The sequence below is a fragment of the Chelatococcus sp. KU-N122 genome, assembly GCF_055391085.1.
Map to the genome: position 1 here is coordinate 1857820 of NZ_AP043981.1, position 26749 is coordinate 1884568.

General features: G+C 69.9%; 25 protein-coding genes. 4 read left to right on the forward strand and 21 right to left on the reverse strand.

Features of this window, described 5'->3' with window-relative positions:
• Positions 1-48: 48 nt before the first annotated feature.
• The 3 genes from ACZ5PO_RS08250 to cobU all read right to left on the reverse strand — a co-directional run bounded on the left by ACZ5PO_RS08250 (position 49) and on the right by cobU (position 3149).
• The gene (locus ACZ5PO_RS08250) at positions 49-1512 is read right to left on the reverse strand and encodes a cobyric acid synthase (protein WP_464192154.1); all 1464 of its coding nucleotides are present in this window, start codon (positions 1510-1512) and stop codon (positions 49-51) included.
• A 477-nt stretch (positions 1513-1989) separates the two neighbouring features.
• Complete coding sequence (cobO, locus tag ACZ5PO_RS08255; protein WP_464192156.1) at positions 1990-2610, reverse strand: cob(I)yrinic acid a,c-diamide adenosyltransferase; 621 nt, start codon at positions 2608-2610, stop codon at positions 1990-1992.
• Entirely contained in the window at positions 2607-3149 is a 543-nt protein-coding gene (gene cobU, locus ACZ5PO_RS08260) for a bifunctional adenosylcobinamide kinase/adenosylcobinamide-phosphate guanylyltransferase (protein WP_464192158.1), read from the reverse strand. The genes cobO and cobU overlap by 4 nt, the downstream gene beginning before the upstream one ends.
• Positions 3150-3489: 340 nt before the next feature.
• Between cobU and ACZ5PO_RS08265 the strand changes: the two genes are divergently transcribed.
• Complete coding sequence (locus tag ACZ5PO_RS08265; protein WP_464192160.1) at positions 3490-4422, forward strand: ring-cleaving dioxygenase; 933 nt, start codon at positions 3490-3492, stop codon at positions 4420-4422.
• Between the two features lie 213 nt (positions 4423-4635).
• Positions 4636-5283: an alpha/beta hydrolase gene (locus ACZ5PO_RS08270; RefSeq protein WP_464192162.1), complete on the forward strand. Its 648-nt coding sequence runs from the start codon at positions 4636-4638 to the stop codon at positions 5281-5283.
• A gap of 172 nt (positions 5284-5455) precedes the next feature.
• Here the strand turns inward: ACZ5PO_RS08270 and ACZ5PO_RS08275 are convergent, their stop codons facing one another.
• The 3 genes from ACZ5PO_RS08275 to ACZ5PO_RS08285 all read right to left on the reverse strand — a co-directional run bounded on the left by ACZ5PO_RS08275 (position 5456) and on the right by ACZ5PO_RS08285 (position 9494).
• A complete protein-coding gene (locus ACZ5PO_RS08275) occupies positions 5456-6040 on the reverse strand; it encodes a L,D-transpeptidase (RefSeq protein ID WP_464192164.1) in 585 nt (194 codons plus the stop codon).
• Between the two features lie 504 nt (positions 6041-6544).
• Complete coding sequence (locus ACZ5PO_RS08280; protein WP_464192166.1) at positions 6545-7900, reverse strand: nucleotide sugar dehydrogenase; 1356 nt, start codon at positions 7898-7900, stop codon at positions 6545-6547.
• A gap of 223 nt (positions 7901-8123) precedes the next feature.
• Entirely contained in the window at positions 8124-9494 is a 1371-nt protein-coding gene (locus tag ACZ5PO_RS08285) for a UDP-glucose dehydrogenase family protein (RefSeq protein WP_464192168.1), read from the reverse strand.
• A 495-nt stretch (positions 9495-9989) separates the two neighbouring features.
• Here ACZ5PO_RS08285 and ACZ5PO_RS08290 point away from each other — a divergent pair, with 495 nt between their 5' ends.
• Complete coding sequence (locus tag ACZ5PO_RS08290; protein ID WP_464192170.1) at positions 9990-10235, forward strand: GlsB/YeaQ/YmgE family stress response membrane protein; 246 nt, start codon at positions 9990-9992, stop codon at positions 10233-10235.
• 134 nt (positions 10236-10369) lie between these two features.
• Here the strand turns inward: ACZ5PO_RS08290 and ACZ5PO_RS08295 are convergent, their stop codons facing one another.
• The 13 genes from ACZ5PO_RS08295 to ACZ5PO_RS08355 all read right to left on the reverse strand — a co-directional run bounded on the left by ACZ5PO_RS08295 (position 10370) and on the right by ACZ5PO_RS08355 (position 24642).
• Positions 10370-11143 (reverse strand): SDR family NAD(P)-dependent oxidoreductase, encoded by a 774-nt coding sequence (locus ACZ5PO_RS08295; protein ID WP_464192172.1) that lies wholly within the window; start codon positions 11141-11143, stop codon positions 10370-10372.
• Positions 11144-11272: 129 nt separating this feature from the next.
• The gene (gene nadC / locus ACZ5PO_RS08300; protein ID WP_464192174.1) at positions 11273-12124 is read right to left on the reverse strand and encodes a carboxylating nicotinate-nucleotide diphosphorylase; all 852 of its coding nucleotides are present in this window, start codon (positions 12122-12124) and stop codon (positions 11273-11275) included.
• A 16-nt stretch (positions 12125-12140) separates the two neighbouring features.
• Complete coding sequence (locus ACZ5PO_RS08305) at positions 12141-13691, reverse strand: L-aspartate oxidase (RefSeq protein WP_464192176.1); 1551 nt, start codon at positions 13689-13691, stop codon at positions 12141-12143.
• Positions 13688-14671: a quinolinate synthase NadA gene (gene nadA / locus ACZ5PO_RS08310; RefSeq protein WP_464192178.1), complete on the reverse strand. Its 984-nt coding sequence runs from the start codon at positions 14669-14671 to the stop codon at positions 13688-13690. The genes ACZ5PO_RS08305 and nadA overlap by 4 nt, the downstream gene beginning before the upstream one ends.
• 58 nt (positions 14672-14729) lie before the next feature.
• The gene (locus ACZ5PO_RS08315) at positions 14730-15686 is read right to left on the reverse strand and encodes an NUDIX hydrolase (RefSeq protein WP_464196746.1); all 957 of its coding nucleotides are present in this window, start codon (positions 15684-15686) and stop codon (positions 14730-14732) included.
• A 122-nt stretch (positions 15687-15808) separates the two neighbouring features.
• Positions 15809-16084, reverse strand: coding sequence for a hypothetical protein (locus ACZ5PO_RS08320; protein ID WP_464192180.1), 276 nt, complete (start codon positions 16082-16084; stop codon positions 15809-15811).
• 251 nt (positions 16085-16335) lie between these two features.
• Positions 16336-17259: a D-isomer specific 2-hydroxyacid dehydrogenase family protein gene (locus ACZ5PO_RS08325; protein ID WP_464192182.1), complete on the reverse strand. Its 924-nt coding sequence runs from the start codon at positions 17257-17259 to the stop codon at positions 16336-16338.
• Positions 17252-18745 carry a carboxylesterase/lipase family protein gene (locus ACZ5PO_RS08330; protein WP_464192184.1) on the reverse strand — a complete coding sequence of 498 codons (1494 nt, stop codon included), beginning with the start codon at positions 18743-18745 and terminating at the stop codon, positions 17252-17254. The genes ACZ5PO_RS08325 and ACZ5PO_RS08330 overlap by 8 nt, the downstream gene beginning before the upstream one ends.
• 59 nt (positions 18746-18804) lie before the next feature.
• Positions 18805-19659, reverse strand: coding sequence for an ATP-binding cassette domain-containing protein (locus ACZ5PO_RS08335; protein ID WP_464192186.1), 855 nt, complete (start codon positions 19657-19659; stop codon positions 18805-18807).
• Positions 19656-21413 (reverse strand): dipeptide/oligopeptide/nickel ABC transporter permease/ATP-binding protein, encoded by a 1758-nt coding sequence (locus ACZ5PO_RS08340; protein WP_464192188.1) that lies wholly within the window; start codon positions 21411-21413, stop codon positions 19656-19658. Before ACZ5PO_RS08340 ends, ACZ5PO_RS08335 begins: the two co-directional genes overlap by 4 nt.
• Positions 21410-22351: an ABC transporter permease gene (locus ACZ5PO_RS08345; protein ID WP_464192191.1), complete on the reverse strand. Its 942-nt coding sequence runs from the start codon at positions 22349-22351 to the stop codon at positions 21410-21412. Before ACZ5PO_RS08345 ends, ACZ5PO_RS08340 begins: the two co-directional genes overlap by 4 nt.
• A gap of 127 nt (positions 22352-22478) precedes the next feature.
• Positions 22479-24020, reverse strand: coding sequence for an ABC transporter substrate-binding protein (locus ACZ5PO_RS08350; RefSeq protein ID WP_464192193.1), 1542 nt, complete (start codon positions 24018-24020; stop codon positions 22479-22481).
• Positions 24021-24084: 64 nt separating this feature from the next.
• The gene (locus tag ACZ5PO_RS08355) at positions 24085-24642 is read right to left on the reverse strand and encodes a gluconokinase (protein ID WP_464192195.1); all 558 of its coding nucleotides are present in this window, start codon (positions 24640-24642) and stop codon (positions 24085-24087) included.
• Between the two features lie 192 nt (positions 24643-24834).
• On the opposite strand from ACZ5PO_RS08355, the gene ACZ5PO_RS08360 reads away from it, so the two are divergent.
• Positions 24835-25524, forward strand: coding sequence for a FadR/GntR family transcriptional regulator (locus ACZ5PO_RS08360; protein ID WP_464192197.1), 690 nt, complete (start codon positions 24835-24837; stop codon positions 25522-25524).
• Positions 25525-25600: 76 nt separating this feature from the next.
• Here the strand turns inward: ACZ5PO_RS08360 and ACZ5PO_RS08365 are convergent, their stop codons facing one another.
• Together ACZ5PO_RS08365 and ACZ5PO_RS08370 are read right to left on the reverse strand one after the other, a co-directional pair.
• Positions 25601-26257: a class I SAM-dependent methyltransferase gene (locus ACZ5PO_RS08365; RefSeq protein WP_464192199.1), complete on the reverse strand. Its 657-nt coding sequence runs from the start codon at positions 26255-26257 to the stop codon at positions 25601-25603.
• A gap of 39 nt (positions 26258-26296) precedes the next feature.
• The gene (locus ACZ5PO_RS08370; protein WP_464192201.1) at positions 26297-26683 is read right to left on the reverse strand and encodes a winged helix-turn-helix transcriptional regulator; all 387 of its coding nucleotides are present in this window, start codon (positions 26681-26683) and stop codon (positions 26297-26299) included.
• Positions 26684-26749 lie beyond the last annotated feature (66 nt).

The window sequence follows — 26749 nt, forward strand, 5'->3', positions numbered from 1 at the left end:
GTGCGGCCGCACTCTAGTTAGATAGCCAGCTATCCATTAGCCAGCGAACTACTGCGTAATCTCAAGCAACCGGTCGAGGTCGACGTGGCGGGCGATGTGGCTGCCCAGGCGCTCCAGCACCGCCTCCACGCCGGCCTCGTAGTCGAGCCCGGCGCCCGTGCCGCCGAGGCGGGCGATCCAGGCCGAACGCTGGGCGTCGTGGGCAAAAAGGCCGTGCACGTAGGTGCCGGCGATGCGGCCGTCGGCAGAGACGGCGCCGTCGGCGCTGCCGTCCGCCAAGCGAGCGAAGGGACGTCCCGTATCCGCCCCGGCGGTGACGCCGAGGTGCATCTCATAGCCGGCAAACTTGGTGCCGTCCGCGGTCGCGCCGGTCACCTCGACCAGGCGCTTGTCGCCGCCGAGCGTCGTGTGCACGTCGAGCAGGCCGAGGCCTGCCACCGACTGTGGCTGGCCCTCGACGCCGTCCGGATCGGCGATGGCGCGGCCGAGCATCTGATAGCCGCCGCACAGGCCCAGCACCCGCCCGCCGCGGCGGACGTGGGCCAGGATGTCGATGTCGAGGCCATCCGCCCTGAGCGCCGCCAGGTCGGCGATGGTCGCCTTGGAGCCGACGAGCAGCACCAGGTCGGCGTCGCTCGGCAGCGCCTCGCCGCGGCGGACCGGCAGCAGCTCGACGTCGGGCTCGGCGGCCAGCGGATCGAGATCGTCGAAATTGGAGATGCTCGGCAGGATCGGCACCGCGATGCGCAGGCGCGCTCCCGCCTTGCGCCCGCGGCCGAGCTCCGCCAGCGCCAGCGCATCCTCCGCCGGCAGGCGCCGGGCATCGTCGAAGTGGGGGATCAGCCCCAGCCCCGGCCACCCGGTGAGCCGCGCCACCGTCTCCATGCCGCTGGCGAACAGCGCCGGATCGCCGCGGAACTTGTTGACCAGAAAGCCGCGGACCAGAGCGGCGTCGGCCGCGTCCAGCACCGCCTTGGTGCCGACCAGGCTGGCGATGACGCCGCCGCGCTCGATGTCGCCGAGCAGGATCACGGGCACGCCGGCGGCGCGGGCAAAGCCCATGTTGGCTATGTCGCCCGCCCGAAGGTTGACCTCCGAGGCGCTGCCGGCGCCTTCGACGACGACGATGTCGCTCTCGGCCCTGAGCCGGCCGAAGCTGTCGAGCACCGCCCCCATCAGCCGTGGCTTGATCGCCTGATACTCCGCCGCCCGGGCGGCGCCGAACACGCGGCCCTGGACGACGATCTGCGCGCCAGTCTCGCTCTGCGGCTTCAGCAGCACCGGGTTCATGTGCACCGACGGGGCGACGCCGGCGGCGCGCGCCTGCAGCGCCTGGGCCCGGCCGATCTCACCGCCGTCGGCCGTGACCGCCGCATTGTTCGACATGTTCTGCGGCTTGAACGGGCGCACCGTCAGGCCGCGCCGGACGAGGGCGCGGGCGAGGCCGGCGACCACCAGCGACTTGCCGACGTCCGAGCCGGTGCCCTGGATCATCAGCGCGCGGGCGGTCATGGCGCGGGCTCGCACGCTTCCTGCCAAGCCGATGACGTGGAGGCGAAACGGTGCAGCTGCGCACCTCTCCCCGCGCGCCTATCGAATGCACACATCTCGACGAGGCAGGTTCTGCTGTCGTTGAGGCGGTGGGAGCCGACCCCCACCAGTCCCTCCGCTTCGCTCGGGACAGCCTCCCCACAAGGGGGAGGCCGTTCGGCAGGGCGCCCGGCCAACCCTCCAAGCGCGCAAAATGATGCTCCTCCCTCCCCCACGAAGTGGTGGGGAGGGGTAGGGGTGGGGGGTGGTCCAGCTGCTTTGTGGCTTCAGAACAAGCGCTTACGTGCCTGGACGGCCAGACGCAGCTCCCTCGCGCCGTCCAATCCTGCGGTTGGCACGAGATGTGTGCATCCGATAACCCCGCGTCCGCGGAAAGGATGCGCCGTGGCCCGATTGGCGCCAACCCATCGAGCGCCCGGCGCAAGGGCTCGATCGCCATCAGAACTCGACGCCCGCCTGGGCCCGCACGCCGGCGGCGAAATGGTGCTTCACCAGGCCCATCTCGGTGACCAGGTCGGCGGCGGCGAGCAGCTCCGGCTTGGCGTTGCGGCCGGTGACGACGACGTGCAGGGACGGGCGTCGCGCCGTCAGCGTCGCCACCACCTCGTCGCGGTCGAGATAGTCGTAGCGGAGCGCCACGTTGAGCTCGTCGAGCACGACGAGATCGAGCTCGGGGTCGGCCATGAGCTCGCAGGCCTTGGCCCATGCGCGCCCGGCGGCGGCGATATCGCGGGCGAGGTCCTGGGTCTCCCAGGTGAAGCCTTCGCCCATGGTGTGCCAGACGACGCGGTCGCCGAAGACGGCGAAGGCGTCGCGCTCGCCCGTCCCCCAGGCGCCCTTGATGAACTGCACCACGCCGACGCGCCGGCCGTGGCCTAGCATGCGCAGCGCCAGTCCGAAGGCGGCGGTCGACTTGCCCTTGCCCGGCCCGGTGTTGACGATGAGCAGGCCCTTCTCGTGCGTCGTCTTGCCGGCCACCTCCGCGTCCTGGACGGACTTGCGCTTGGCCATCTTGGCCCGGTGGCGCGCGGCGGCTTCCTCGTCGATTCGATCGGTCATCGGCCGCCTCCGGTTTCGTCCTTCACCACCATGGGCAGGCCGGCGACCATGAACAAGACCCGGTCGGCCTGCGCCGCCAGGCGCTGGTTCAGCCGGCCGGCCTCGTCGCGGAAGCGCCGCGCCAGCGCGTTGTCGGGCACGATGCCAAGACCGACCTCGTTGGCGACCGCCACCGTCGAGCCGGCCCGGGCGGCGAGTGCCTGCTCCAGCCGGGCGCCCTCGACCGCGATGTCGCTGCCGGCCAGCAGGTGGTTGCTGAGCCAGAGGGTGAGGCAGTCGATCAGCAGCGGCCCGGCCGGGAGGGCGGCCAGGGTGTCGGCCAGCGCCAGCGGCGCCTCGTGCGTATGCCAATTGGCATCGCGGCGGGAGCGGTGCAGGGCGATGCGCTCGCGCATCTCGTCGTCGAACGCCTCGGCAGTCGCCACATAGAGCCACGGCGCCGGCATCTGCTCGATCAGCGCCTCCGCCTGCCGGCTCTTGCCGGAACGGGCGCCGCCCAGCACCAGGGTGAGGCGCCTCGGCGCGCGGTCAGGGGGCATCGGCGTCGCGTCGCTCCTCGCGTCGGGCACTTACGGTCCGTTAGGCCGGGCTCGACCCGGCCATCCATCGGCTGAGGACCGCGCCATGTCGGCCAGCCCCGGCAGGCTGACATTCTTTCGAGCCGATGGATGGCCGGGTCAAGCCCGGCCCTGATGGTTGAGGCGCGGGCTTCGCCATGGCTCACATGCAAGGTTATGATCCAAGATGCACAAATCGTCTTGCATCAACGCAATGCTCTGCCGCTAGCGCTGCGTGCCGATCGGACTATTTCATCGTCAACACCAGCAGACACCGGCCCGCGCCGCGCACGGCGCCCCGGTCTCCGCAATGGAGCTGACCATGACTCATCCTGGCATTCACCACGTCACCGCCATCGCCGGCCCGGTCCGTCGCAACCACGATTTCTACACGCGGGTGCTCGGGCTGCGCCTGGTCAAGAAGACCGTCAACTTCGACGATCCCGGCACCTATCACCTCTACTTCGGCAACGAGGCGGGCGAGCCCGGCACCATCCTCACCTTCTTTCCGTGGGAGCACGTGGCGCCCGGGCGCATCGGCGTCGGCGAGACCCTGGAGACGGCGTTTCGCGTCCCCGAGGCGGCGCTGGGCTTCTGGGTCCAGCGCTTGGTGGCTGCGGCCGTGCCGCACGAGGCCATCGTCAAGCGCTTCGGCGAGAGCGTGCTGGCGTTTACCGACCCGGACGGCATGAAGCTCGCGCTCGTCGGCGTCGCCGGCAGCGAGGCGGAGCTGGCCTGGACGGTCGACGGCATCGGGCCGGATGCGGCTATCCGCGGCTTCCACGGGGTGACGTTGCTGGTCAGGGACACCGCGCCCACCGCGGCGATCCTCACCGACGTGCTCGGCTTCAGCGAGGCCGGACGCGACGGCACGACGGTGCGCCTCAAGGCCGGCGATACCGCCATGGGCGGCATCGTCGACGTGCGGGGCGCGGGCGACTTCCTGCGCGGCCGGCCCGGCGGCGGCTCGGTGCACCACATCGCCTTCCGCGCGGCTGACGATGCCGAGCAGGCCGAGATGGTGCGCAAGCTCGCCGAGCGCCATGGCATCGCCACGACCGAGCAGCGCGACCGCAACTACTTCCGCTCGGTGTACTTCCGCGAGCCCGGCGGGGTGCTGTTCGAGATCGCCACCGATATCCCCGGCTTCGCCGTGGACGAGCCGGTGGATGCGCTCGGCGAGGCGCTGAAGCTGCCGGCGTTCCTGGAGGGACGGCGCAGCCAGCTCGAAGCCGTGTTGCCGGCCGTCGCTTGAACGTCTGGAGCGCTTCGCGATTGGGTGGACTCACCCAATCGCGAAGAAGCGCTCCAGATTCAAAAGGTTATGAGCATTTCCCCGCCATTGGACGACCCCGTCCACTGGCGAAATGCTCAAGCGATACAGTCAAACACGACGACTCCGGAGCCTCCGCTCCAGCCAGGGTGCAGACCGCCCGGCGTGGCGCGGGGGCTCCGCAAGGAGGCCCCCATGCAGACCATTCTGGATCGCCCCTGGACCCATCGATTCGAGCCCGGGCGGGACGCGGGCGCGCCGCCGCTACTGCTGCTTCACGGCACCGGCGGCGACGAAAATGATCTTCTGCCCCTCGGCCGGGCCCTGTCGCCCGGCTCGGCGCTGCTGTCGCCGCGCGGCCGGGTGAGCGAGAACGGCATGCCGCGCTTCTTCCGCCGCCTGGCGGAGGGCGTCTTCGACGAGGCCGATGTCCGGCACCGCGCCGATGAGCTCGCCGCCTTCGTCGCCGACGCCCGCCAGCGCTACGGGCTGGCGGCGCCGATCGCCGTCGGCTTCTCGAACGGCGCCAATATCGCGGCGGCCGTGCTGCTGGCGCAGCCGGAGGCGCTGGCCGGGGCTGCTCTCATCCGTGCCATGGTGCCGCTTGCGGCCCGTCAGCCGGAGGAAGAGCAGCGGCAGCTGGCCGGCAAGCCGGTGCTGCTGCTGTCGGGCGCCGCCGATCCGATCGTGCCGGCCGCCAACGCGGCTGCGCTGGCGAAGCGTCTGGGCGCGGCGGGAGCCGATGTCGAGCAGCACACCCTGCCCGTCGGGCACGGGCTCACACCGGCCGACGTGGCGCTGGCGCAGGCTTGGCTGCGCCGTCTCGGTGGCACGGCAACCTAGACCTAGAGCATGATCTCAAAAAAGATCACGCTCGAGATGAAGACCGAGAGCGGGATGATGAAACAGAGAAACATCATCCCGCTCTAGAGTGCGGGCTGGCGTGGTGCGGGACGATCGTCCCGCACCGCGCAAGTCGGTGGTCGATCGGATCACGATCCGATCAGGCGAGCCGTCAGCGGTGGTTCGACAGCCAGTATTGTAACGAGCCGACCGGCGCCCGTTGCGCCGGCGCATAGGCGAGAGCGCGGGACGGCGTGCCGCGGCTGGCATAGTGATGTTGGGTGCGCACGCGGTGCTTGGCCACGCGGTGCTTGGACTTCCGCGCCGCATAGGCGGCGCCCGGCCGCGAGCCGGTGATGACGATGCGGGTGCCGCCCTGGCTCTTGACCAGCGAGTAGAGCGTTGCGGCGTTGGCCGGATGAAGGCGGATGCAGCCGTGCGAGGCGGGATTGCCGAGCGCGCCGACGGCCGTCGTGCCGTGGATGGCGTAGCCGCCACGGAAGAACACCGCATGCGGCATGGCGCCGCCGTACTTGCGCGAATACCAGTACTTCTCGAGGCGTTGCGGGCGATACACGCCATTCGGCGTGATATAGCCCGCCCGTGCCGACGAGATCGCCCAGTTGTACCTGGGTTGACCGTCGACGCTGACCGTCATCCGCTGAGACGACAGGTTGACGTTCACCGTCACACCGGCGCTCGCGGGAGTTGCGAGCACCGCGCCGAGAACGAGCGCTGCAAGACCGAGTAGACGCATCGTAGCCCCCTTTGGCAAAAGCGATCGACTTTAATGATCCATTAAGCAACGCGTTACGTAAAGCTACAATGACGTGTACGGTAAACGCGGTGCCTTGCGAGGGCCGGCGAGTCTTCGCCGCCGGCGCGCCGGCCGCCCCTGTATTCGGGGCGGCAGCTCGGCATTTTGTCGCGGCTCGACTTTCGTCTAGCCGCGCAGGTTGCTGCCAATACCGCGCCTGGACTCGGCCTAACCGTGGACGAAGACCAGCCAGCCGGTGCTGAGCAGCGGAGCGATGATGCCGAACAGGATGGGGAGGAGGTTGCGAACCATGGCGACCGTCCCTAGGGCTGCCGCGGCGCTGAAGCAAGCCGCAAAAAATCAACCTTTTCTTAAGGTTAATGGCGGCGCGCCGGAGCCGCGGTGCGCTGCCGCACAGCGCGTCGTCCGAGCGCCGCAATGGCCCACGGTCGCGCCCCTGTCGCGATCAGCGCAAGAGGCGCGTCAGGCGCGGAAAGAGGCGCGTCAGGCGCGGACGATCCGCTCGCGGCCGGCGGTGACGGCGGCGGTCGCGTTGCGCGTGTCGACGACCAGGGGAACGCGGGCCGTCAGCTCCGCATAGTCGACCCCGTCATGGTCGGTGGCGATGAGCGCCGCGTCGAAACGTTCGAGCTCGGCGGGCGTCCAGGCGATGGCGCGGCGGCCCGCCAGCAGCGGGTGTTCCCGCGTCGGCGGGATGACCGGCACGAACGGATCGTAGAACGCCACCTCGGCGCCGCGGCGCTCGAGCTCCTCCATCAGCACCAGCGCCGGGCTCTCGCGCGTGTCGTCGACGTTCTTCTTGTAGGCCATGCCGACCAGGAGAATCTGCGCGCCGCCGATGCTCTGGCGCCGCCGTCGGCTCAAGGCGTCGATCAGCCGGTCCACCACGTGCAGGGGGGCGGCGGTGTTGATCTCGCCGGCGAGCTCGATGAAGCGCGTCGGCACGCCGAACTCGCGCGCCTTCCAGGTGAGGTAGAAGGGGTCGATGGGCACGCAATGGCCGCCGAGCCCGGGGCCGGGATAGAACGGCATGTAACCGAAGGGCTTGGTCTTGGCCGCCGCAATCACCTCCCAGATGTCGATGCCCATGCGCTCGTAGATCAGCTTGAGCTCGTTGACCAAGGCGATGTTGACGGAGCGGAAGATGTTCTCTGTGAGCTTGACCGCCTCCGCCGTCGCCGTGTCGGCGACGGGCACGACGCGGCTGACGATGGTGGCGTAGAGGCGGGCGACCAGGCCGGCGGCAAGCTCGTCGTCGGCGCCGACCACGCGGGGAATGGTCGCCGTCTCGAAATCGATGTTGCCGGGGTCTTCCCGTTCCGGCGAGTAGGCCAGGAACACGTCCTGCCCCACCTTGAGGCCGCTGGTCTCCAGGATGGGCTTCAGCACGTCCCGCGTGGTGCCGGGATAGGTGGTCGATTCCAGCACCACGAGCTGGCCGCGGCGCAGGCGTGGCGCGATCGACGCGGCGGTCGTCCGGATGAACGACAGGTCGGGCTCGCGGTGGCGCGACAGCGGCGTCGGCACGCAGATCAGGATCGCGTCCGTGTCGGCGATGCGGCCGTAGTCGGCGGTCGCCGAGAAGCGGCCGGCTTCGACCATGGCGGCGACGCGCGACTCAGGCACGCTGCTCAAGTGGGAGCGGCCGGCGTTGAGGCCCTCGACCTTGGCGGGGTCGATATCGAAGCCGATGACGGTGAAGCCGGCGCGATGCGCCGCCAGGGTCAGCGGCAGGCCGACGTAGCCCATGCCGATGATGCCGATTACGGCGGACCGGTCGTCCAGGCGCTGGCGGAGCCGCTCCGCCAGCGCGCGCGCGTCGATGGCTTCGTCCTGCACGTCCCGCACCCGTCCCTACGCCGCCCCGGCCGAAGGCCGGCCACCCGCCTCAACGCGTCATGGCCGGGCGTGACCCGGCCATCCATCGACCGACGAAAACCGGCCCGATTCGCATGTCGCTGGGTTTCTTAGCGGATGGATGGCCGGGTCAAGCCCGGCCATGACGCCGCGGGGAAACTGTCCGGTCAAGTCCGGACATGGCGCCTTGGGAGACGACGCGCCCTCAGCCGGCCTTCTGCAGCGGCCGCATCGGCACGACGGTCAGGCCCGCCTGCGATCCGTGCGCGCTGTCGCTGCGGCCGACGCTCCAATAGGAGAGGCCGGCCTCGGTGACATCCTCGGACGGATAGATGTTGCGCAGGTCGACGACGACCGGCTCCTTCATCACCCGCTTGAGCTCGGCCAGGTCGAGGGCGCGGAAGGCGTCCCATTCGGTGACGATGACCAGCGCGTCGGCGCCGGTGGCGCAGCTGTACGGGTCCTCCGCGTAGATCACGTCCTCCAGCAGGTGTTGCGCCTGCTCCATGCCCTCCGGATCGTAGGCCACCACGGTGGCGCCGGCATCCTGCAAGGCCGCGATGATCGCCAGCGACGGCGCCTCGCGCATGTCGTCCGTGTTGGGCTTGAAGGTCAGACCCAGCACCGCGATGCGCTTGCGGTCGACGCTGCCGCCGCAGGCCAGGATCACCTTGCGCGCCATCGCCCGCTTGCGCTGGTCGTTGATCGCCACCGTCGTCTCGATCAGCCGCACCGGGCTGGCATAGTCCTGCGCGATCTTGATCAGCGCCAGCGTGTCCTTGGGGAAGCACGAGCCGCCGTAGCCGGGGCCCGCGTGCAGGAACTTGGGGCCGATGCGCTTGTCGAGCCCGATGCCACGCGCCACCTCCTGCACGTCGGCGCCCACCTGCTCGCACAGGTCGGCGATCTCGTTGATGAAGGTGATCTTCATCGCCAGGAAGGCGTTGGCCGCGTACTTGGTGAGCTCCGCCGTGCGCCGCTCGGTCATCAGCAGCGGCGCCTGGTTCAGGAACAGCGGCCGGTAGAGATCCCGCATCACCTCCCGTGCCCGCTCGTCGTCGCTGCCGATGACGATGCGGTCGGGCCGCTTGAAGTCCTCGATCGCCGCGCCCTCGCGCAGGAACTCCGGGTTGGAGACCACGGCGAAGTCCGCCGCCGGGTTGGCCTCGCGGATGATGCGCTCGACCTGGTCACCGGTGCCCACCGGCACCGTCGACTTGTTGACCACCACCGTGTAGCCGTCGATCGCCGCGGCGATCTCGCGCGCCGCCTGGTAGACGAACGACAGGTCGGCATGGCCGTCGCCGCGCCGCGACGGCGTGCCCACGGCGATGAACACGCACTCCGCCTCGGCCACCGCCGCCGCCAGGTCGGTGGTGAAGGCAAGCCGCTTCTGGCGCACGTTGGCGGCGACGAGCTCGGCCAGCCCCGGCTCGTAAATCGGCACCCGCCCGTTCTGCAGCTCGGCGATCTTCACCGCGTCCTTGTCGACGCAGGTCACCTGATGGCCGAAGTCGGCAAAGCAAGTTCCCGAAACGAGGCCCACATAGCCGGACCCGATCATCGCTACACGCATCGTTGCCATCCTTTCGGATTGAGAGCCGGTCGACAGCGAGCCCCGATCGGGCCGCACCCGCAAGCGTCGTCACGCTCGCTCCGAGACCGAAGCTTATGTCAGCTGTTATCGCAGCGCAGCATAAATTGTGACGATGTCGGTCTGATGTCGGCAAAGTGCGAACGGATCGGCCGGGCTCCGGCCACGCTGCAACCTCCGCGTGACGCGGCGTCAAAGCGGAGCGTGCGCCAGTCGGCGTGGCGCGCCTGGGCGTCGCCTCGCCCGCGAGGCGCGAGTGGCCCCTGCGGCAAAAATGTCGCAAGCGCCGACGGACGCGTGCGGGCCGGGTTGCAGCGTCCGCGCCGGCGCGCGCCCGCGCCCGTCATGCTACTGAAGCAACAAGCATTTTCTGCTGCGCGCCGGCGCTCGCCGCGGCCGGCGCGCGGCCTCCGAGACCGGCGCCGATTGTGGTACCCTCATGGCTACCGGCGGAAGGCCGGGCTTGGGGATGGGCTCATGCAGTTGTTGGTGTTTCTCCTGGTCGGCCTGATCGCCGGCTGGCTCGCCGGCCTGATCGTCAAGGGCGGCGGCTACGGCCTCGTCGGCGACCTGATCGTCGGCGTCATCGGCGCCTTCGTCGCCGGCTTCCTGCTGCCGCGCCTCGGTCTGCACCTGGGGTCGGGCATGATCGACTCGATCATCTCCGCCACCATCGGCGCGATCATTCTGCTCGTGATCCTCAAGATCGTCCGCCCGGGCTGACCGCCGCCGCCGCGCCGGCATGGGGCGGCGCGGCGGGCTTTGCATCAGGCGTGCCTCGGCCTAGAGCGCTTCGCGATTGGGTGGATTCACCCAATCACAAATGAAGCGCTCCAGAATGAAATGCTCCGGACGGCTCAGCGGTGATGCTGGGCGTCGTCGACGCGTACGCAGGTGCCGGTCACGAACTCCGACGACGGCGACACCAGATAGAGCAGCGTGCTGTCGAGCTGTGCGGCGTCGCCGAGCCGCCCGCGCGGGTAGTGCTTGGTGATGTCGCCCATGCGCTCCAGCATGCCCTCCATCATCTCGGACATGAAGGCGCCGGGCGCGATGGCGTTGACGTTGATGTGGAAGCGCGCCCACTCCACGGCCAGCGCCTCGCTCATGCGCACCACAGCCGCCTTGCTGATCGAGTAGAGGGCGGCGCCGTTGCCGCCGTAATCGAAGGCGGCGGCCGAGGCGATGTTGACGATGCGGCCCGGCTTCTTCGCCGCGATCAGCCGGCGGGCGAACTCGCACGACAGGATGTAAGGCGCGCGGAGATTGGTATCGAGCACCTTGTCGATCAGCTCGACCGGCATCTTCACCGCGCGCTGGGCGTCGGGAATGCCGGCGTTGTTGACGAGGATGCTGACGGTGCCGAGCTCCGCCTCGGCCTTGCCGACCACGGCGAGAAGCTGATCCGCGTCGGTGACGTCGAGCTGCAACGGCAGCGCGTGGCCGCCGGCGGCCTTGATCTCCGCCGCCACGTGCTCGAGCCGGTCGAGCCGGCGGCCGGTGATGGCGACTTTGGCGCCGCAGGCCGCGAGCGTCCTGGCGAAGCGTACGCCGAGGCCCGAGGAAGCGCCGGTGACGAGGGCGGTCTGCCCGGAGAGATCCGAGCTGAAGTTGGGCAGCGGGAAGGACATGGGCGTTTCCTGATGTTTGGGGTGTGGATGCACTTTGCTAACAAATGCGCTTCCGCCCCGCCACCGTTCGCCCTTGCCGCCGAGCGGATGGATCGCCCGGTTCGACCCGGCCATCCATCCGACAGCCCGCTAGACCTCCGCGTCGAGGCCGATGTCGAGGATCGGCGTGCTGTGGGTCAGCCAGCCGACGGAGATGAGGTCGACGCCGGTGGCGGCGATGGCGGGCGCCGTCGTCGGCGAGATCCGTCCGGAGGCCTCGGTGAGCATGCGGCCACCGACCATGCCGACCGCCTGCCGCAGGGTCTCCGGCGGCATGTTGTCGAGCAGGACGGCGTCGGCGCCGAAGGCCAGCACCTCCTCCAGCTGCGCCAGCGTGTCGACCTCGATCTCCACCTTGACGAGGTGGCCGACGCGCGCCTTGACGCGCTCCAGGGCCGGACGGATGCCGCCGGCGACCGCGATGTGGTTGTCCTTGATCAGCACCGCGTCGTCGAGGCCGAAGCGGTGGTTGCTGCCGCCCCCGGCGCGCACGGCGTACTTCTCGACGGCGCGCAGGCCGGGCGTGGTCTTACGCGTGCAGACGATCTTGGCCTTGTGGCCGCTGATGGCGCGGGTGAGCGAGGCTGTGGCGCTGGCGATGCCGCTGAGCCGGCACAGGAAGTTCAGCGCCGTCCGCTCCGCCGTGAGCATGCCGCGCGCCGGGCCTTCGATCGTCGCGATCGGCTGGCCGGGCTCGACGCCGCCGCCGTCGTCGACGGCCCGGCGCACGGTGATCTCCGGATCCATGAGGCGGAAGGCGGCGTGGGCCAGGTCGAGGCCGGCGACGACGCCGTCCTGGCGGGCGACGAGGCTCATGCGCGCCCGGTGGGCGGGTGGCACGATGGCGTCGGTGGTCAGGTCGCCGGCGCGGCCGAGGTCTTCCAGCAGCGCGGCGCGGACGATCGGCTCGACGACGAGCGCGGGCAGGGAGAAGTCACTCATGGCAGTTGCTGCTCGTCTAGTTGCTTTGGGCCAGAGGCAGGGCGGGGCGGGCGAGCGCCTCGGCGTGCGTCACCGCCTGCTCCAGGGTGAGGCGCGCGTGCGCGGCGTGCGGCGCGCGGCCGGGATGGTCGACGCGCAGGTGGGCGCCGCGGCTCTCGGTGCGGCGCAGGGCCGCGACCGCCATCATCAGGCCGACGACGGCGGGGTCGGCCGCGGCGCGGCCCTCGCGGGCGAGCGGCAGCAGGCTCGCCGCCGCCGCGGTGAGGCCGGCCCCGTCGCGGATGACGCCCAGGTGGCGCGAGACGATGCCGCGCACCCGCTCGGTCCGCGGCGCCGGCGGCACGTCGTGCAGCGACCGCGGCCCGGCCTGCAGGCGCGGCCCGGCGCCGGCAACGCTCTCCGCCACCCAGGCGGCGCACACGGCCGCTTCGGTGAGCGAGTTGCTGGCCAGGCGATTGGCGCCGTGCAGCCCGGTGGCGGCGACCTCGCCGCAGGCCCACAGGCCCTCGACCGAGCTGCGCCCCTCGCCGTCCACGGCGATGCCGCCCATGTGGTAGTGCGCGGCCGGCCGGATCGGGATCGGCATGGTGGCCGGATCGAAGCCGGCGGCGCGGCAGGCGGCGTCGATGCCCGGGAAGCGGGCGGCGAAGCGCGCGCCGAGGCAGGCGCGGGCGTCGAGGAAGACGGACCGGCCCTGCGCCAGCTCATGCCAGACGGCGCGGGCGACGACGTCGCGCGGGGCGAGCTCGGCGCCGGCGACACCGTCCATGATGCGCCGCCCGGTAGCGTCGACGAGGATGGCGCCCTCGCCGCGCACGGCTTCGCTGACCAGCGGCAGCGGCCGGCTGCCGGTGGCAAGCGCGGTGGGGTGGAACTGCACGAACTCCACGTCGGCGAGCGCGGCGCCGGCGCGGGCGGCCAGCGCCAGCCCGTGGCCGAAGGAACCCGGCGGATTGGTGGTGTCGTCGAACAGGCCGCCGACACCGCCGGTCGCCAGGACGACCCGGGACGTCGACAGCACCAGCACCCCCTGCGGGCCGACGGCGAGGATGCCGGCCACGCCGCGCTCGTCGGTCAGCACCCGGCGCACGTCGATGTGCTCGATCAGCGTGATCGACGGGGTGCGCCGCACCGCCTCGCCCAGCGCCCGCACCAGCTCGCGGCCGGTGCCGTCGCCGTCGGCGTGGACGATGCGGCGACGCTGGTGCGCGGCCTCCAGCCCCAGGGCGAGGGCGCCGCGGGCATCCCGGTCGAAGCGGACGCCGAGGCGGGCGAGCGCGGCGATGGCGCCGGGCGCGCTGTCGACGATGCGCCGCGCCACCGCGGCGTCGCCGAGGCCGTCGCCGGCGGCGAGCGTATCGGCCAGATGCAGGCTCGGGTCGTCGTCGTCGCCGAGGCTGGCCGCCATGCCGCCCTGGGCCCAGGGGCTCGACGCCTCGAGGCCGAGCGGCGCCTTGGCCAGCAGCACCACCGGCTCCGGCGCCAGGAACAGCGCCGTGGCGAGCCCGGCCACGCCTCCGCCGACGACGACGGGCCTGTCCCTGAGGGCAGCTGCGTCGATCGTCATAGCGCCAGCATCCGTTCGACTGAGGCTCGCGCCCGCTCGGCGAGCGCGGGATCGATGGTCACCTCGTGGCGGTTCTGCTCCAGCGCCTGGCGGATGTTGGCCAAGGTGATCCGCTTCATGTGCGGGCACAGGTTGCAGGGCCGCACGAAGTCGATGTCGGGATAGTGGACGGCCACGTTGTCGCTCATGGAGCATTCGGTGAGCAGCACCACCCGGGGCGGCCGCCGGTCGCCGACGTAGCCCGCCATGGCCGCGGTCGAGCCGGCGAAGTCGGCCTCCGCCACCACCTCGGGCGGGCATTCCGGATGCACCAGCACGGTGACGCCGGGATAGGCCTCGCGCAGCTCACGCACGTCGGCGGCGGTGAAGCGCTCGTGCACCTCGCATTGGCCGGCCCAGGCGATGATCTCGACCTTGGTCTCGGCGGCGATGTTGCGCGCCAGGTATTGGTCGGGAAGCATGATCACCTTCGGCACGCCGAGGCCTTCCACGATCGCCTTGGCGTTGCCGGAGGTGCAGCAGATGTCGCACTCCGCCTTCACGTCGGCCGAGGTGTTGACGTAGGCGACGACCGGCACGCCCGGGTGCGCCTCGCGCATCAGCCGCACGTCGGCCGGCGTGATGCTGTCGGCGAGCGAGCAGCCCGCCCCGGTGTCCGGGATCAGCACCGTCTTGGCCGGGTTCAGCAGCTTGGCCGTCTCGGCCATGAAGTAGACGCCGGCGAGCACGATGGTGTCGGCTTCCACCTTGGTCGCTTCGCGGGCCAGGGCCAAGCTGTCGCCGACGATGTCGGCGACGCCGTGGAAGATCTCGGGCGTCTGATAATTGTGCGCCAGGATGACGGCGTTGCGCTCGCGCTTGAGCCGCAGGATGGCGTCGACATCGTCGGCGAACAGCTCCCATTCGGCCGGCGGCACGACGCGGTGCATGCGCTCGTAAATGGGACGGGTGCGGGCGAGAACGTCGGCTGAGGCGTGCATAGGCTATACTCACTTTGAGCATATATCGGCTATATGCTTACTCTGAGCATAACCCCTGTCAAGAGCGAACGAGCGGTAATTTGGTCCCGATGGCCTCGCGCTCGGCCAGCACGGCATGGCGGAAGCGGAACAGCTTGGCCGGACGCCCCACCGTCTCGGCGGCGGTTTCGCCCGTTTCCTCAACCAGTTCCTGCTGCTCCACGAGCCGCCGGAAATTCTGCTTGTGCACCAGGCGGCCGGCCAATGCCTCAACACAGCGTTGCAATTGAAGCAGGGTGAAGGTGGGCGGCATCAGCTCGAACACCACCGGCCGGTATTTGATCTTGGCGCGCAGGCGGGCGATGCCGGTGGCCAGGATGCGCCGGTGGTCGGCGATCATCGGGCAGCCGTCGATGCGCTCACCCGTGGCCGCCGCGCGCCGGGCCGCCTCGGGCGGCAGGCCGGCTTCGTAGAGCAGCTCGTAGCGTTGCAGCGTGAGCTCCTCGTTCCAGGTGCCGCCGTCGAGGCCGAAGGTCACGCAGGCGCGCTGCCAGCGATCGCGGCGCAGCGGGGCACGCTCGCCCGCCTCGGCCCAGGTCCGCAGCAGCGGCGCGACGCGGCCGGCGATGATCGCAGGCTCGCCGGCGCGCCAGTCCTCCCACGGGAAGTAGTGGTACCAGCTGCGCCAGCCGGCCTCGCGTTCACTCGAGGCGCGTGTGAGGCCGAGATAGCTGATGGAGATGGTGCGCTGGCCGCTGTCGCTGCTGCGGTCCTTGTCGGCGAAGGTGTAGAGCTGTTCCACATAGCCGATCGGGTGCCGCGTCTGCTGTTCGACCCAGCCGCGCAGGCCCGATTGCAGCGAGCGATGCGCCAGCTCGAACGGCCCGGAGGGCAGCGCCCGTCCGTCCTGCAGCGTCATCACCCGCGGCTCGCCGCCGGTCACCGCGACGAGCACGGCGATGAGGTCGACGGCGACGGCGCGGGCAAGCGCTGGCTCGGCCGGGAGCGGGCCGACCGCATGCGAACCCGGTTCGATGATAGGCGCACGGTCTGCGGTGGCCACCCGACGCCTCGCTCCAGCACCTGTTCGTGGAATCGGTATGCATTTTCGGCGATCCGGCGGCCGCCAGCAAGCCGAGGAATCCTGCGACCTTTGCCTCAGGACGCGCGGCCCGGCCTGCCGGCCGTCGGCTCCACGTCACTGCCCGAGATGTCATGGGCACCCACGAACAGGCCGTTGGCCTGCGCCCAGGCGATGAAGGCCTTGCCCGCCTCGTCGATCTCGTCGGCCGTGTGGGCCTCCTCGAGCCGGAAGATCACGCCCTCGCGGTTGCCGGCGGCGGCGCGCGGGCGGCTTTCGACGTAGCGCAGCGCGTCGAGCAGGGTGGGAATGTCGATCGGCCCCTGCTCGGCGCGGACTGTGACGACGGGCACGAGGGGGGTGTCGGATGGGCGGGCCATCCATACGAACGGCCCGGGTCGGCGGGAGTTCCAAGCCGTCGCGCAGCTGCCCACCTCGCCCGCGTGCGGGGAGAGGTCGGCTTGCGCGCCAGCGCAGGCCGGGTGAGGGGGGCGCCCAAGAGAGTCGAGGCCGGTCACGCCGCGCAGCCGGCCCCCTCACCTACCCTTGTAACTTGTCGCGATCCGCATCTGGTAAGCTGGCAGATGCGGCGGCGGGCGCCCCGTCAGTATCCGGCTGCGGGATCGACGTGTCCGATCAGCGGCCGATGGGCGATGAACCGCTCGACATTCTCGGTGATTCGCCGGGCGAGCAGCGGGCGGATCATGTCGGCCGTATCGGCGGTGTGCGGGGTGATGAGCGCCCGCGCCTCGCTCCACAGGGGATGGCCGGGCGGCAACGGCTCCGGATCGGTCACGTCGAGCGCCGCGCAGGCCAGCTGCCCGTTCTTCAGCGCCTCCACCAGATCGTCCGTGCGGATCAGGCCGCCCCGGCCGACGTTCACCAGCACCGCATCGTTCGGCAGCGCGGCGAGCTCGCGCGCCCCGATGAGCCCGCGCGTTTCGTCCGTCAGCGGCGTCGCGAGCAGGAGCACATCGACGTCGGGCAGAACCGCGAGCAGCTGATCCGGCCGGACGGTTCGCGCAGCCCCGTCGACGGCCTGGGCGCTGCGCCGCACGGCGGTCACCCGGACGTGGAAGGGCGCCGTCAGGCGCATGAACTCCTGGGCAATGCCGCCGGCGCCGACGATGGCGACATGCGCGCCGAACAGGGTCTTGCCCGCCTGCTTGCCCCAGGCGCTGGCTCTGGCCCGCACCTGAAGCTGCCGCAGGCCGGCCAGGGTGAGCGCCAGGGCATGTTCCGCCACCGGCGCCGCATAGGCCCCCTTGGCGCTGGTCCAGACGTAGGCGGGATCGAGGACGCCCGCCTGGGCGAAGTCGTCGACACCGGCGCTCGGCAGCTGGATCCATTCCAGAGCCGGCATCTGCCCCAGCGCGGCGCGCAACGCCTCGGTGTTGTGGAACCGGTTCCAGACGAGCGCGCGCGTCGTCGGGCCTTGCGGGACGATGTCGCCGCCGCCCGCGCGGATCGCCTGGGCCAGCACCTCGTCGGGCGCAGCGAGCGTCACGGCTCGTCGTGGCTCAGTCATGGCTCCAGATCTCCATCTCGGCGCTGTGGCGATGAGCGGCCGTGGCGCTCTCGCTGTCGAAGGTCATGGAGACGGCCTGTCGCCGATCGTAGGCCGGCCAGCCGGGGTCGCCGTGCGTGGCGAAGGCCACCCAGCGCCCATGCATCTCGTCGGCGAGCCGTTGCGGCGCGCCGTCACCCAGCATGGCCGGGATGTTGGGATTGTCGAGGATGTCGAAGACGAACGGCAGTTCTACCAGATGCGAAGCGCCGATGGCGCCGTCCAGTTGCGGGGATTTCCAGGCGAACTCGTAGAGCCACGCTGTACCGCCGCCCGCCGCATGCTGTCCGGCGGCCCAGACCGTGCCGGCGCCGAACATCGCCCAGGTCTGGATGCGGTCGCGCAACTGCCCGGGCGTGGCGCCGGCGCCGAGCTGCTGGCGCACGTAAGCGATCAGCGCCTGCGGGTCCGGGTGCACGCCGGCGGCGTAGCGCTCCACGTCGGCCATCGTCGCCTTGGCATGGAGGCCGTTGGGCACGGTGAACAGGGTCGCCTCGTCGGTATTGAAGCCCCAGATGACCTTCTTGCCGAGCGACGCGCCGGCGATGAAGGCATCCCGCGGGTTGGCCGGCAGCACATCGCCATCGGCGTGCGGGCGCGCCAGCAGCGTCCCCTCCGAGGCGACGAGCGGGTTGGCCTTGCTGGCTGCAACGGCCTCGACGACCGCCAGCAGCTGCTCGCGGCCGACGTCGCGGAATGCGTCGATGGTGGGCCGGAGGCCCAGCTCCTGCGCCACGGCTTGCGCGACGGCGACCGCATGCTCGGCCGACGGCGCCCCCGGCGCCATGCCGGACTGGCTGATCGCCTTGTGGAAGAGATCGCGCGCCCCCGGCGCGGTCAGCAGCAGGTTGACGCTGGCGGCTCCCGCCGACTCGCCGAAGATGGTGACGTTGCCGGGATCGCCGCCGAACGCGCCGATATTGCGCTTGACCCAGGCCAGGGCGGCGATCTGGTCGGAGATGGCGACGTTGGCGTCGCCGCCCTCGAGCTTCAGAAAGCCCTCGAGGCCGAGCCGGTAGTTGATGGTGACCAGCACCACGCCATGCTCGGCAAAGCGGGCGCCGTCGTACATCGGCAACGCCCCGTTGCCGTGATCGAAGGCGCCGCCGTGGATGTAGACCATGACGGGCGCGCCGCCCGCCACGTCCGGCGTCCAGATGTTGAGGTTGAGGATCTCGTCCCCGTGCACCCAGGCCGGCGAGAACACGGCCCGGTAGTTGAAGCCGCGGCCGCGGAACGCGGGTTCCTTCTGGGGCGACGTCGGCCCCGTCACCGTGGCATCCCGGTCACTCGTCCAGCCCGGATGCGGCTGCGGCGCCTTGAACCGCAGCGCCCCGAACGGCGCCGCCGCATAGGGGATGCCGCGAAAGTGCAGGGCCCCGGCGGTCTTGCGAAAGCCGACGACCGCACCGCTTTCGGTGGTCACGACGATGGAGCTGTTGCTCATCCCAAATCTTCCCGTCGGTTCCGCCGCTACAGAACGGCGCTGGTGTTCAGGCCGCCGGTTCAGGCCGCCTGCTCTTGCGCCAGCTCGCGGCGCCGCTGCCGGCGCTGCATCTGGCGAGCGGGGTCCGGAACCGGCGCCGCCAGCAACAGGCGCTTGGTGTAGGGGTGTTGCGGCCGGCTGCCGATGACCTCGGCATCGCCCCACTCGACGATGTCGCCGTGGCACATGACGGCCACCCGACGCGACATCTGCCGCACCAGCGCCAGGTCATGGGCGATGAACAGATAGGCGACCCCGGTCTCGTTCTGGATCTCGGTGAGCAGGGCGGTGACGCGCTCCTGCGTGGAGACGTCGAGCGCGCTGACGGGCTCGTCGCAGACCACCAGCTTCGGGTCGACCATCAGCGCCCGGGCGATGGCGATGCGCTGGCGCTGGCCGCCCGAGAACTCGCGCGGCAGGCGCCGCAACGCGTCGGACGGCAGCTTCACCCGGTCCAGCAGCCGTGCGGCCTTGGCCCGGGCGTCGGACATGTCGCCGATGCGATGCACGCGCAGGGGCTCGATCAGGATCTCCTCGACCGTCATCACCGGGTTCAACGACGAATACGGATCCTGAAAGACCACCTGAATATGCCGGCTGAGCGCGCGGCGCGCCGCCTTGCCGGTGTGGGTGATGTCGTTGCCGTCGAAGCGGATCCGCCCGGAATGAACGGCGGCGAGCCCCAGGATGGCGCGGCCGAGCGTCGTCTTGCCCGAGCCGGATTCGCCGACCAGGCCCACGGTCTCGCCTCTTCGGATGTCCAGGGAGACGCCGTTGAGGGCGCGCTTGGGCTTGGCGAAGAAGCCGACGCCCGGATACTCGACGACCACGTCGTCGACGGTCAGCAGCGTGTCGTCCATCATGGCTTCGGTCATGCGGTGCCCAGGTCGCGCTCGAGCGCGCGGGCATGGGACAGGAGGGCTTGCGTGTAGGGATGGCGCGGGCCCCGGAACAGGTCGTCGACCGGCGCATGCTCGACGACCTGTCCGTCGCGCATGACGGCGACCTCGTGGCAGATGTCGGCGACGACGCCGAGATCGTGGGTCACCAGCACGATCGACATGCCGAGGTCGGCCTGCAGCTCGCGCAGCAGATCGAGGATCCCGGCTTCGACCGTCACGTCGAGGGCGGTCGTCGGCTCGTCGGCGATCAGCACGTCGGGCTGCCCCGCCAGCGCCCAGGCGATGGCGACGCGCTGCGCCATGCCGCCCGAGAGCTGATGCGGATAGCTGTCGAACACGGCCTTCGGATCGCGCATGCCGACGGTCTTCAGCAGCGCCAGGGCGGCCGCATCGGCGTCGCGGCGTGACAGGCCGCGAAACCGCATGAGCGGGCCGCGCAGCAGGGTCTTCACCTTGAAGCAGGGGTCGAGCGCCGCCATCGGCTCCTGGGAGATCAAGGCGATGCGGCGGCCGCGCACGCCCTGGTAGCCGGCCTCGTCCGCACCGGCCAGATCCTTACCGTCGAGAACGATGCTGCCGCCCGAGATCCGCAGCGGGGCCGGCAGCAGGCCGAGGATCGCCAGCGCCGTCATCGTCTTGCCCGAGCCGGATTCGCCGACCAGCCCCAGCGTGGTGCCGCGCTTCAGGTCGAAGCTCACGCCGCGCACGATCGGCACCTCGCGGCCGTCGGCGTCGGGGTAGGACACGTCGAGGCTCCTGATCGACAGCGCCACGTCCGACGGAACGTCGGGCGCACGGTCGGGCTTGGCTTTCGTCTCCACGCGGCTCGGCGCGAGCAGGTTGCCGCGCTGGGCCTGCGGCAGCGCATCCCGGGCCGCGTCGCCGATGAAGTTGAAGGCCAGGGTGGTCAGCGCGATGGCGCCGCCGGCCGGCACCATCAGCCAGGGTTGCGAGTAGACCTGCATGGAGGCCTCGGCGACCATCTGGCCCCAGCTCGGGAACGGCGGACGCACCCCGAGGCCGAGGAAGCTGAGCCCCGATTGCAGCAGCAGCGCGATGCCCAGCGTCATCGAGGCCTGCACCACCACCGGGCCGATCATGTTGGGCAGCACGTGGCGGGTCAGGATCCGCGGATCGCGGACGCCGAACACCCGCGCCGCGTCGACGAAGAGCTCGCGGGCCACCCCCTGCGTCGCCGACGTCGACAGGCGCAGGAAGCCGGCCGACAGCAGCACGCCCAGCGCGATCATGGCGAGGTACATGTTGTTGCCGAACACCGCGAGCACCGCCAGCAGCACGATGATGGCGGGGATGGTCAGCAACAGATCGGCAAAGCGGCTCGCCAAGAGGCCCACGGCCCCGCCGTAGTAGCCAGCCAGCAAGCCGGCCGGCAGGCCGATGGCGACGGCCACGGCGACGGCCAGCATCGAGCCCAGCAGCGCTTCGCCGGCGCCGTGCATCAGGCGGCTGAGGATGTCGCGCCCGAGCTGGTCGGTGCCGAGCGGATGCGCCCACGACGGCAGCTGGAAGGTGGACGACAGGCTGTTCTTGAGCGGCGAATAGGGCGACAGCCCATCCGCGAAGATCGCCGAGCCGGCGACGATCAGGAGCCACACGAGGCCGATGACGGCGGTGGGCGACGTCAGCACCTTGCGCATATAGCCGGCGCGGGCGGAAGGCGGGCGGGCGCCGACGGGTGCGGCGGCTTCGACGTCGATCTGGGTCACGACAGCCTCACCTTGGGATTGAGCCAGCCCTGCACGAGGTCGAGGGTGAGGTTCACGAGCAGGACCACGATGGTGATGTAGACGACGACCCCCTGCACCACCGGAATGTCGCGCTGATGCACGGCATTGACGACGAGCTGGCCGATGCCGGGCAGCGCGAAGACCTGCTCGGTGATGACGGCGCCGCCGAGCAGGGCCACGAATTGCAGGCCGATGACCGTGATCACCGGGATGGCCGCGTTGCGCAGCCCGTGCTTGAAGGCGATGACCCGCACCGGAAGCCCGCTCGCCCGCAGCGAGCGGATGAAGTCCTTGCCCAGCACCTCCTGGAAGGAGGCGCGGGTTTGCCGGGTCAGGGTCGAGATCGCCGCGATCGAGATCGCCGTGATCGGCAGGATGAGGGAGAGCGCCCAACGGGAGGGGCTGGTTGCGAAGGCGACGAAGCCGTTCGCCGGCAGCAGGTTCAGCGTCACCGCGAACAGCAGCACGAGCAGCAGGCCGGCCCAGAAGCTCGGGATCGCCATGCCCGCGCTGGTGACGGTGCGCAGCACGCGGTCGACGGCGCCGCCCTTCAGCGCGGCCCACATGCCCAGGGTGATGCCGACGATGGCCGAGAAGAGCGTGGCCCCGATCGCCAGCGTGAGCGTCACGGTCGAGCGCTGGCCGATCGCCTGCAGCACGCTCTGCTTGGTCACCAGGGAATGGCCGAACTCGCCGCGCAGCAGATTGCCGAGATAGGCCAGGTATTGCAGCTGCAGCGGCTGATCGAGGCCGAGCTCGCTGCGCACCCGGGCCAGCTGGTCCGGCGTGGCCTGATCGCCCAGGATGGTCTGGGCCGCATCCCCCGGCAGGACGTACACGAGCAGGAACGTCAGGCTCGTGATGATGAAGAAGGTGGGAATGGCCGTGAGGAGCCGTTTGGCCACGAACCAGAACATAGGGTTGCCTCCCTAGAGCGCTTTGCCATTGGGCAGAATCACCCAATCGCAAGAGAAGCGCTCCAGATTCAAAATGCTCTAGGGACTGCGGAGCGACGCCCCGCAGTCCCCAGCCCCGTACCAGGACCTACTTGTTGCGGAGCTCATAGAAGAGAGGAACTGTGACGCCGGGCGTCATCTTCACGTCGGTCAGCGCATCGTCGCGGTAGTAGGCGATGGCGTTGACGACGGTCGTCGGCAGGAACCACGCTTTCTGGGTGACGGCCCGGCTGAGCTCCTGGAACTTGACCTTGCGGGCGGCCGTGTCGGACTGCGCGGCCGCCTCGCTCCACTGCTTGCCGAGCTCGGGATCCACCGACGAGAAGGCGTTGAAGACGGTCCCCTGCGAGAGGAAGAGCGTCTTGGCGTCGGTGAAGGAGCCCTGCCCGCCGAAACCGTTGACGAAGGCCGAATGCTTGCGCAGCGTCGCGGCGTCGGCGCCGTGGCCGGCGAGCGAGGCGATGTTCATGGTCACGCCGATATCGTCGAGGTAGGCGGCCACCGCTTGCACGTAATCGCCGTCGCGCTGCGGGAAGAACACGGCGGTCGAGAAGGTGAAGCCGTTGGGATAGCCGGCGTCGGCCAGCAGCTGCTTCGCCTTCTTGGGATCGTAGGTGTAGGTGCCGGCCAGCGCGGGATCGTAGGCCTCGGTGTTGGGCGCGAAGATCTGGGTCGTGACGGTGCCCTCGCCGCGGTAGACGGACTTCAGGATCGCCTCGCGGTCGACGGCGAAATTGAGGGCCTGGCGAACCCGCTCGTCCCCGAGCGCGGGCGCCAGCGTGCCGGCGCGATCGCTGAGGACGATGTGGAACACGTTGGTGGGCTGCTTCACCACCTTCAGCCCCGACCGCTTGGCGACCTCCGCATTGTCCGGCGCCCCGTAGCCCAGCTGCGCCACGCCGGACTGCAAGGCCGCCAGCATGGCGTTCTGGTCGGCATAGACCTTCACGTTGATGGTTTCGTAAGGATAGGCCTTCGGATCGTAGTAGTTCGGATTTCTGGTGTAGACGTAGGTGTCGTTGACGATGGTGTTGGCGGTGTCGAGCAGATAGGGGCCGGCGCCGGCCGGATTGTTGGCGAGCTTGCCCGGCTCGCCCAGCGCGGCCGGATTGACGATCATGCCGCTCAGCTGGCTGATGATGCGCTCCAGGTCCGGATTGGGCGTGTTCAGCTTGATGACCACGGACGCGGCATCGGGCGCCTCGACGCTTTGCAGCGTGTCGGCGAGCTCCTTGGTCTGCGGCCCGGTGACCTTGAACAGGCGGTCGAGGTTCTGCTTGACGGCGTCGGCGTCCACCGGCGTCTTGCCGTCGGAGAATGTCACGCCCTCGCGCAGTTTCAGGCGGAACTGGAGCTTGCCCGGGTCGAGGTAGCCCCACTCGACGGCGAGGCCCGGCGAATAGGTGCCGTCCGTGTTCTGGCGCAGCAACGGCTCGTAGACCGGCAGCAGGTACATCTGGTACTGGCCGCCCCAGACGCTGAGCAGCGGATCGAAGGAGTTGGGACCGCGCTGCACACCGATCGTAATCGTCGAGCTGCGCGCATAGGCGTCGCCCGTATACGCGGCGGCCGACAGCGCGATGGTCAGGGCCGCCGCGGCAATGGCGCAGCGCTTCATCAATCTGTTCATACGCTTGGTGCTCCTCCAGGGCTGCGAATTCATTTCTCCGGGTTCCGTCCGCAAACGATTGCTCTCAGCAGGCGGGACTGAATTCGCTTCGTATCTGCTCCACGATGCGGTCCACCGGCGAGCTGACATCCACGGCGATGCCGGACTCATCGGAGGCCAGGGGCTCGAGCGCCTCGAACTGGGACGCGAGGAGGCTGACGGGCATGAAGTGGTCCGCCCGCGCCGCCATGCGCTGCTCGATGGTTTCGCGCGGTCCCGAGAGAAAGATGAACATCACTCCGCCCGTCGCGCCCTGCAGCTGATTGCGGTAGGCGCGCTTCAAGGCCGAGCAGGCGACGATGGTGCTGCTGCCGTCGGCCGCTTGCGCATCCATCCAGGTCCGGATGGACTTCAGCCAGGGCTCGCGATCGCTCCAGGTCAGCGGGATTCCCGCCGCCATCTTCCTGATCGACTCGCGCGAGTGAAAATCGTCGGCGTCGACGAAGAGACGGTCGAGGACTTCGGCCAGCTTGCGGCCGACGGTCGTCTTGCCCGCCCCGGACACCCCAAAGACGACGAAGTGCCGTGGTGCGATTGCCATGCCCCTCCCGCGAGCGCTGCCCTGCGCCTTCGCGCCATTCACTAAGTACTACATAGCATCTAAGATAGGGGTGTCAACGCGACGAGATCCGGCCGATTCGGGCGGGGAGCGTCGTTGCGATCGCCGATTGGTCATACTAACTTCGATGCGCGTGCCGGACCGGGCGGGTGGCCCTCTGCCATGATGTATTGATGTATTGACGACGAAAGGGGTTGCGTTCTGTCACGTCAAACGATGCATGATGATCTGCTGAGCGTTCTGGGGGCCAGGATTTGCGGTGGCACGTACCGCCCGCTCGAGGTTCTGAAGACTGAAGCTTTATCGGACGAGTTCGTTCTGTCGCGTACCGTCGTGCGGGAGGTGCTGAAAGTACTTGAGTCCATGGGGCTGATCGCGGCACGCCGCTCGATCGGGATCGTGGTTTTAGCTCAGGACAATTGGCACGTCTTCGACCCACGCGTCATCGAATGGCGTCTCGCCGGGCCGGACCGCAAGAACCAGTTGCTGTCGCTGACGCAGTTGAGACAGGCCGTCGAACCGGCGGCCGCAGGACTTGCCGCCGTGAATGCGACGGACGAGCAGCGGAAAAGGGCGACGAAACTGGCCGCATTGATGACGGAAACTGGCGATCGGGGCGATCTCGACCAGTTTCTCGTCCACGATATCGAATTTCACCAGCTGCTCTTGCGCGCCAGCGGCAACGAGATGTTCTGCGCCTTGTCGACGAGCGTGGCCGCCGTCCTGGAGGGCCGGACGAAGCACAAGCTGATGCCCGAACGCCCCAACCCGGAAGGCCAGTATCTGCACCGCCTGGTGGCCGCCAGCGTCGCCAGCGGCGATTCCACCACCGCCGAGACGGCCATGAGGGCCTTGCTGGAGGAGGTCAAGGTGGCCGTCGCCAAGCTGCGGGACACCGCGGACTGAGGCGCGACGGCTGTGCTCCGGCGGCAGCGGCGCCGCGTGCATCCTGCCGGCGCCGGTGCGAACCCGCTCCAACGGTCTACGGTGGCGTCGCCGGTTCGCCCGAGCGGCGCGCGAGGATCTGGATCGCCGTCGCCGGATGACCGTTCATGGTGCTGAGCCCCACCTCGGCGGTGCGCAGCGGCGCGAAGCCCTGCAGCAGGGCTTGCATTCTGGCCTCGTCATGGTGGCGCACCACGGCGCCGTCATCGGTCCGGAACACTCCGTAGGTGCCGAACGCGGGTGCGTCGCCCGCATAGCGCGCGAGGTTGCGACCGTCCTCCTGAAGCGGCATGTCGCTGAGGTAGAGCAGGCCGCCCGGCCGCAGCAGCCGCCGCAGCTCGCGCATGACCGCCTGCTGGTCGCCGTCGCCGGGGATCGCCGTCAGCACGGCCAGCAGCAGCACCATGTCGAAGCTGCCGTCCGGCTCCGCGGTCGGCAGCGACCCGACGACGCGGAGATCCATGGCCGGGTGGGCCCGTCGTCCGCGCTCGATCATGGCCGGCGAGACATCCATCCCCACGAGGTCGGCGTAGCCGAGCGCGGCCATCTCGGCCATCGTCCTGCCGTAGCCGCAGCCGTAATCGAGGATGCGGGCCGTCCGCGGCACGAAGGCCTCCAGCCAGGCCCGGTCGACGGGATGGGTGAACGTCTTCCGGGCCGCCGCCCGATCCCAGTAGTCCCTTTGGTCCTGCATGCGCCTGCCCCGGCTGCTTTGCGTGATCAGGCGATCCGATCAAGCCTGCGCCACGGCGGCGCTGGGCCGCCGCGACGCGAACAACCCGATGTTCGCGTCGCCCCACTGCTTGAGGGCGATCAACACCGGCTCCAGCGTCCGCCCGCGCGCCGTCAGGCTGTACTCCACCTTCGGCGGCACCTCGGCGTAGACCTTGCGCGCGATCAGCCCGTCGGCTTCCAGCTCGCGCAGCTGGTGCGTCAGCGTCCGCTGCGTCACGTCGCCGGCGCGGCGGCGGATCTCGTTGAAGCGCAGGGTGCCGTCGAGCAGGTGGAACAGCACCACGCCCTTCCACTTGCCGTCGATCAGGCTCAGCGTCGCCTCGACGGCGCAGCCGGGGCTGCAATCGAAGCGGGAATGGCGCGGTGGCGTCCTCACGGTATCCATTTTGATCCTATGAGCTCACGGAGACACTATCGGCAAGAATTGTGCGTTCTTTCCTGCGTGCAGCGT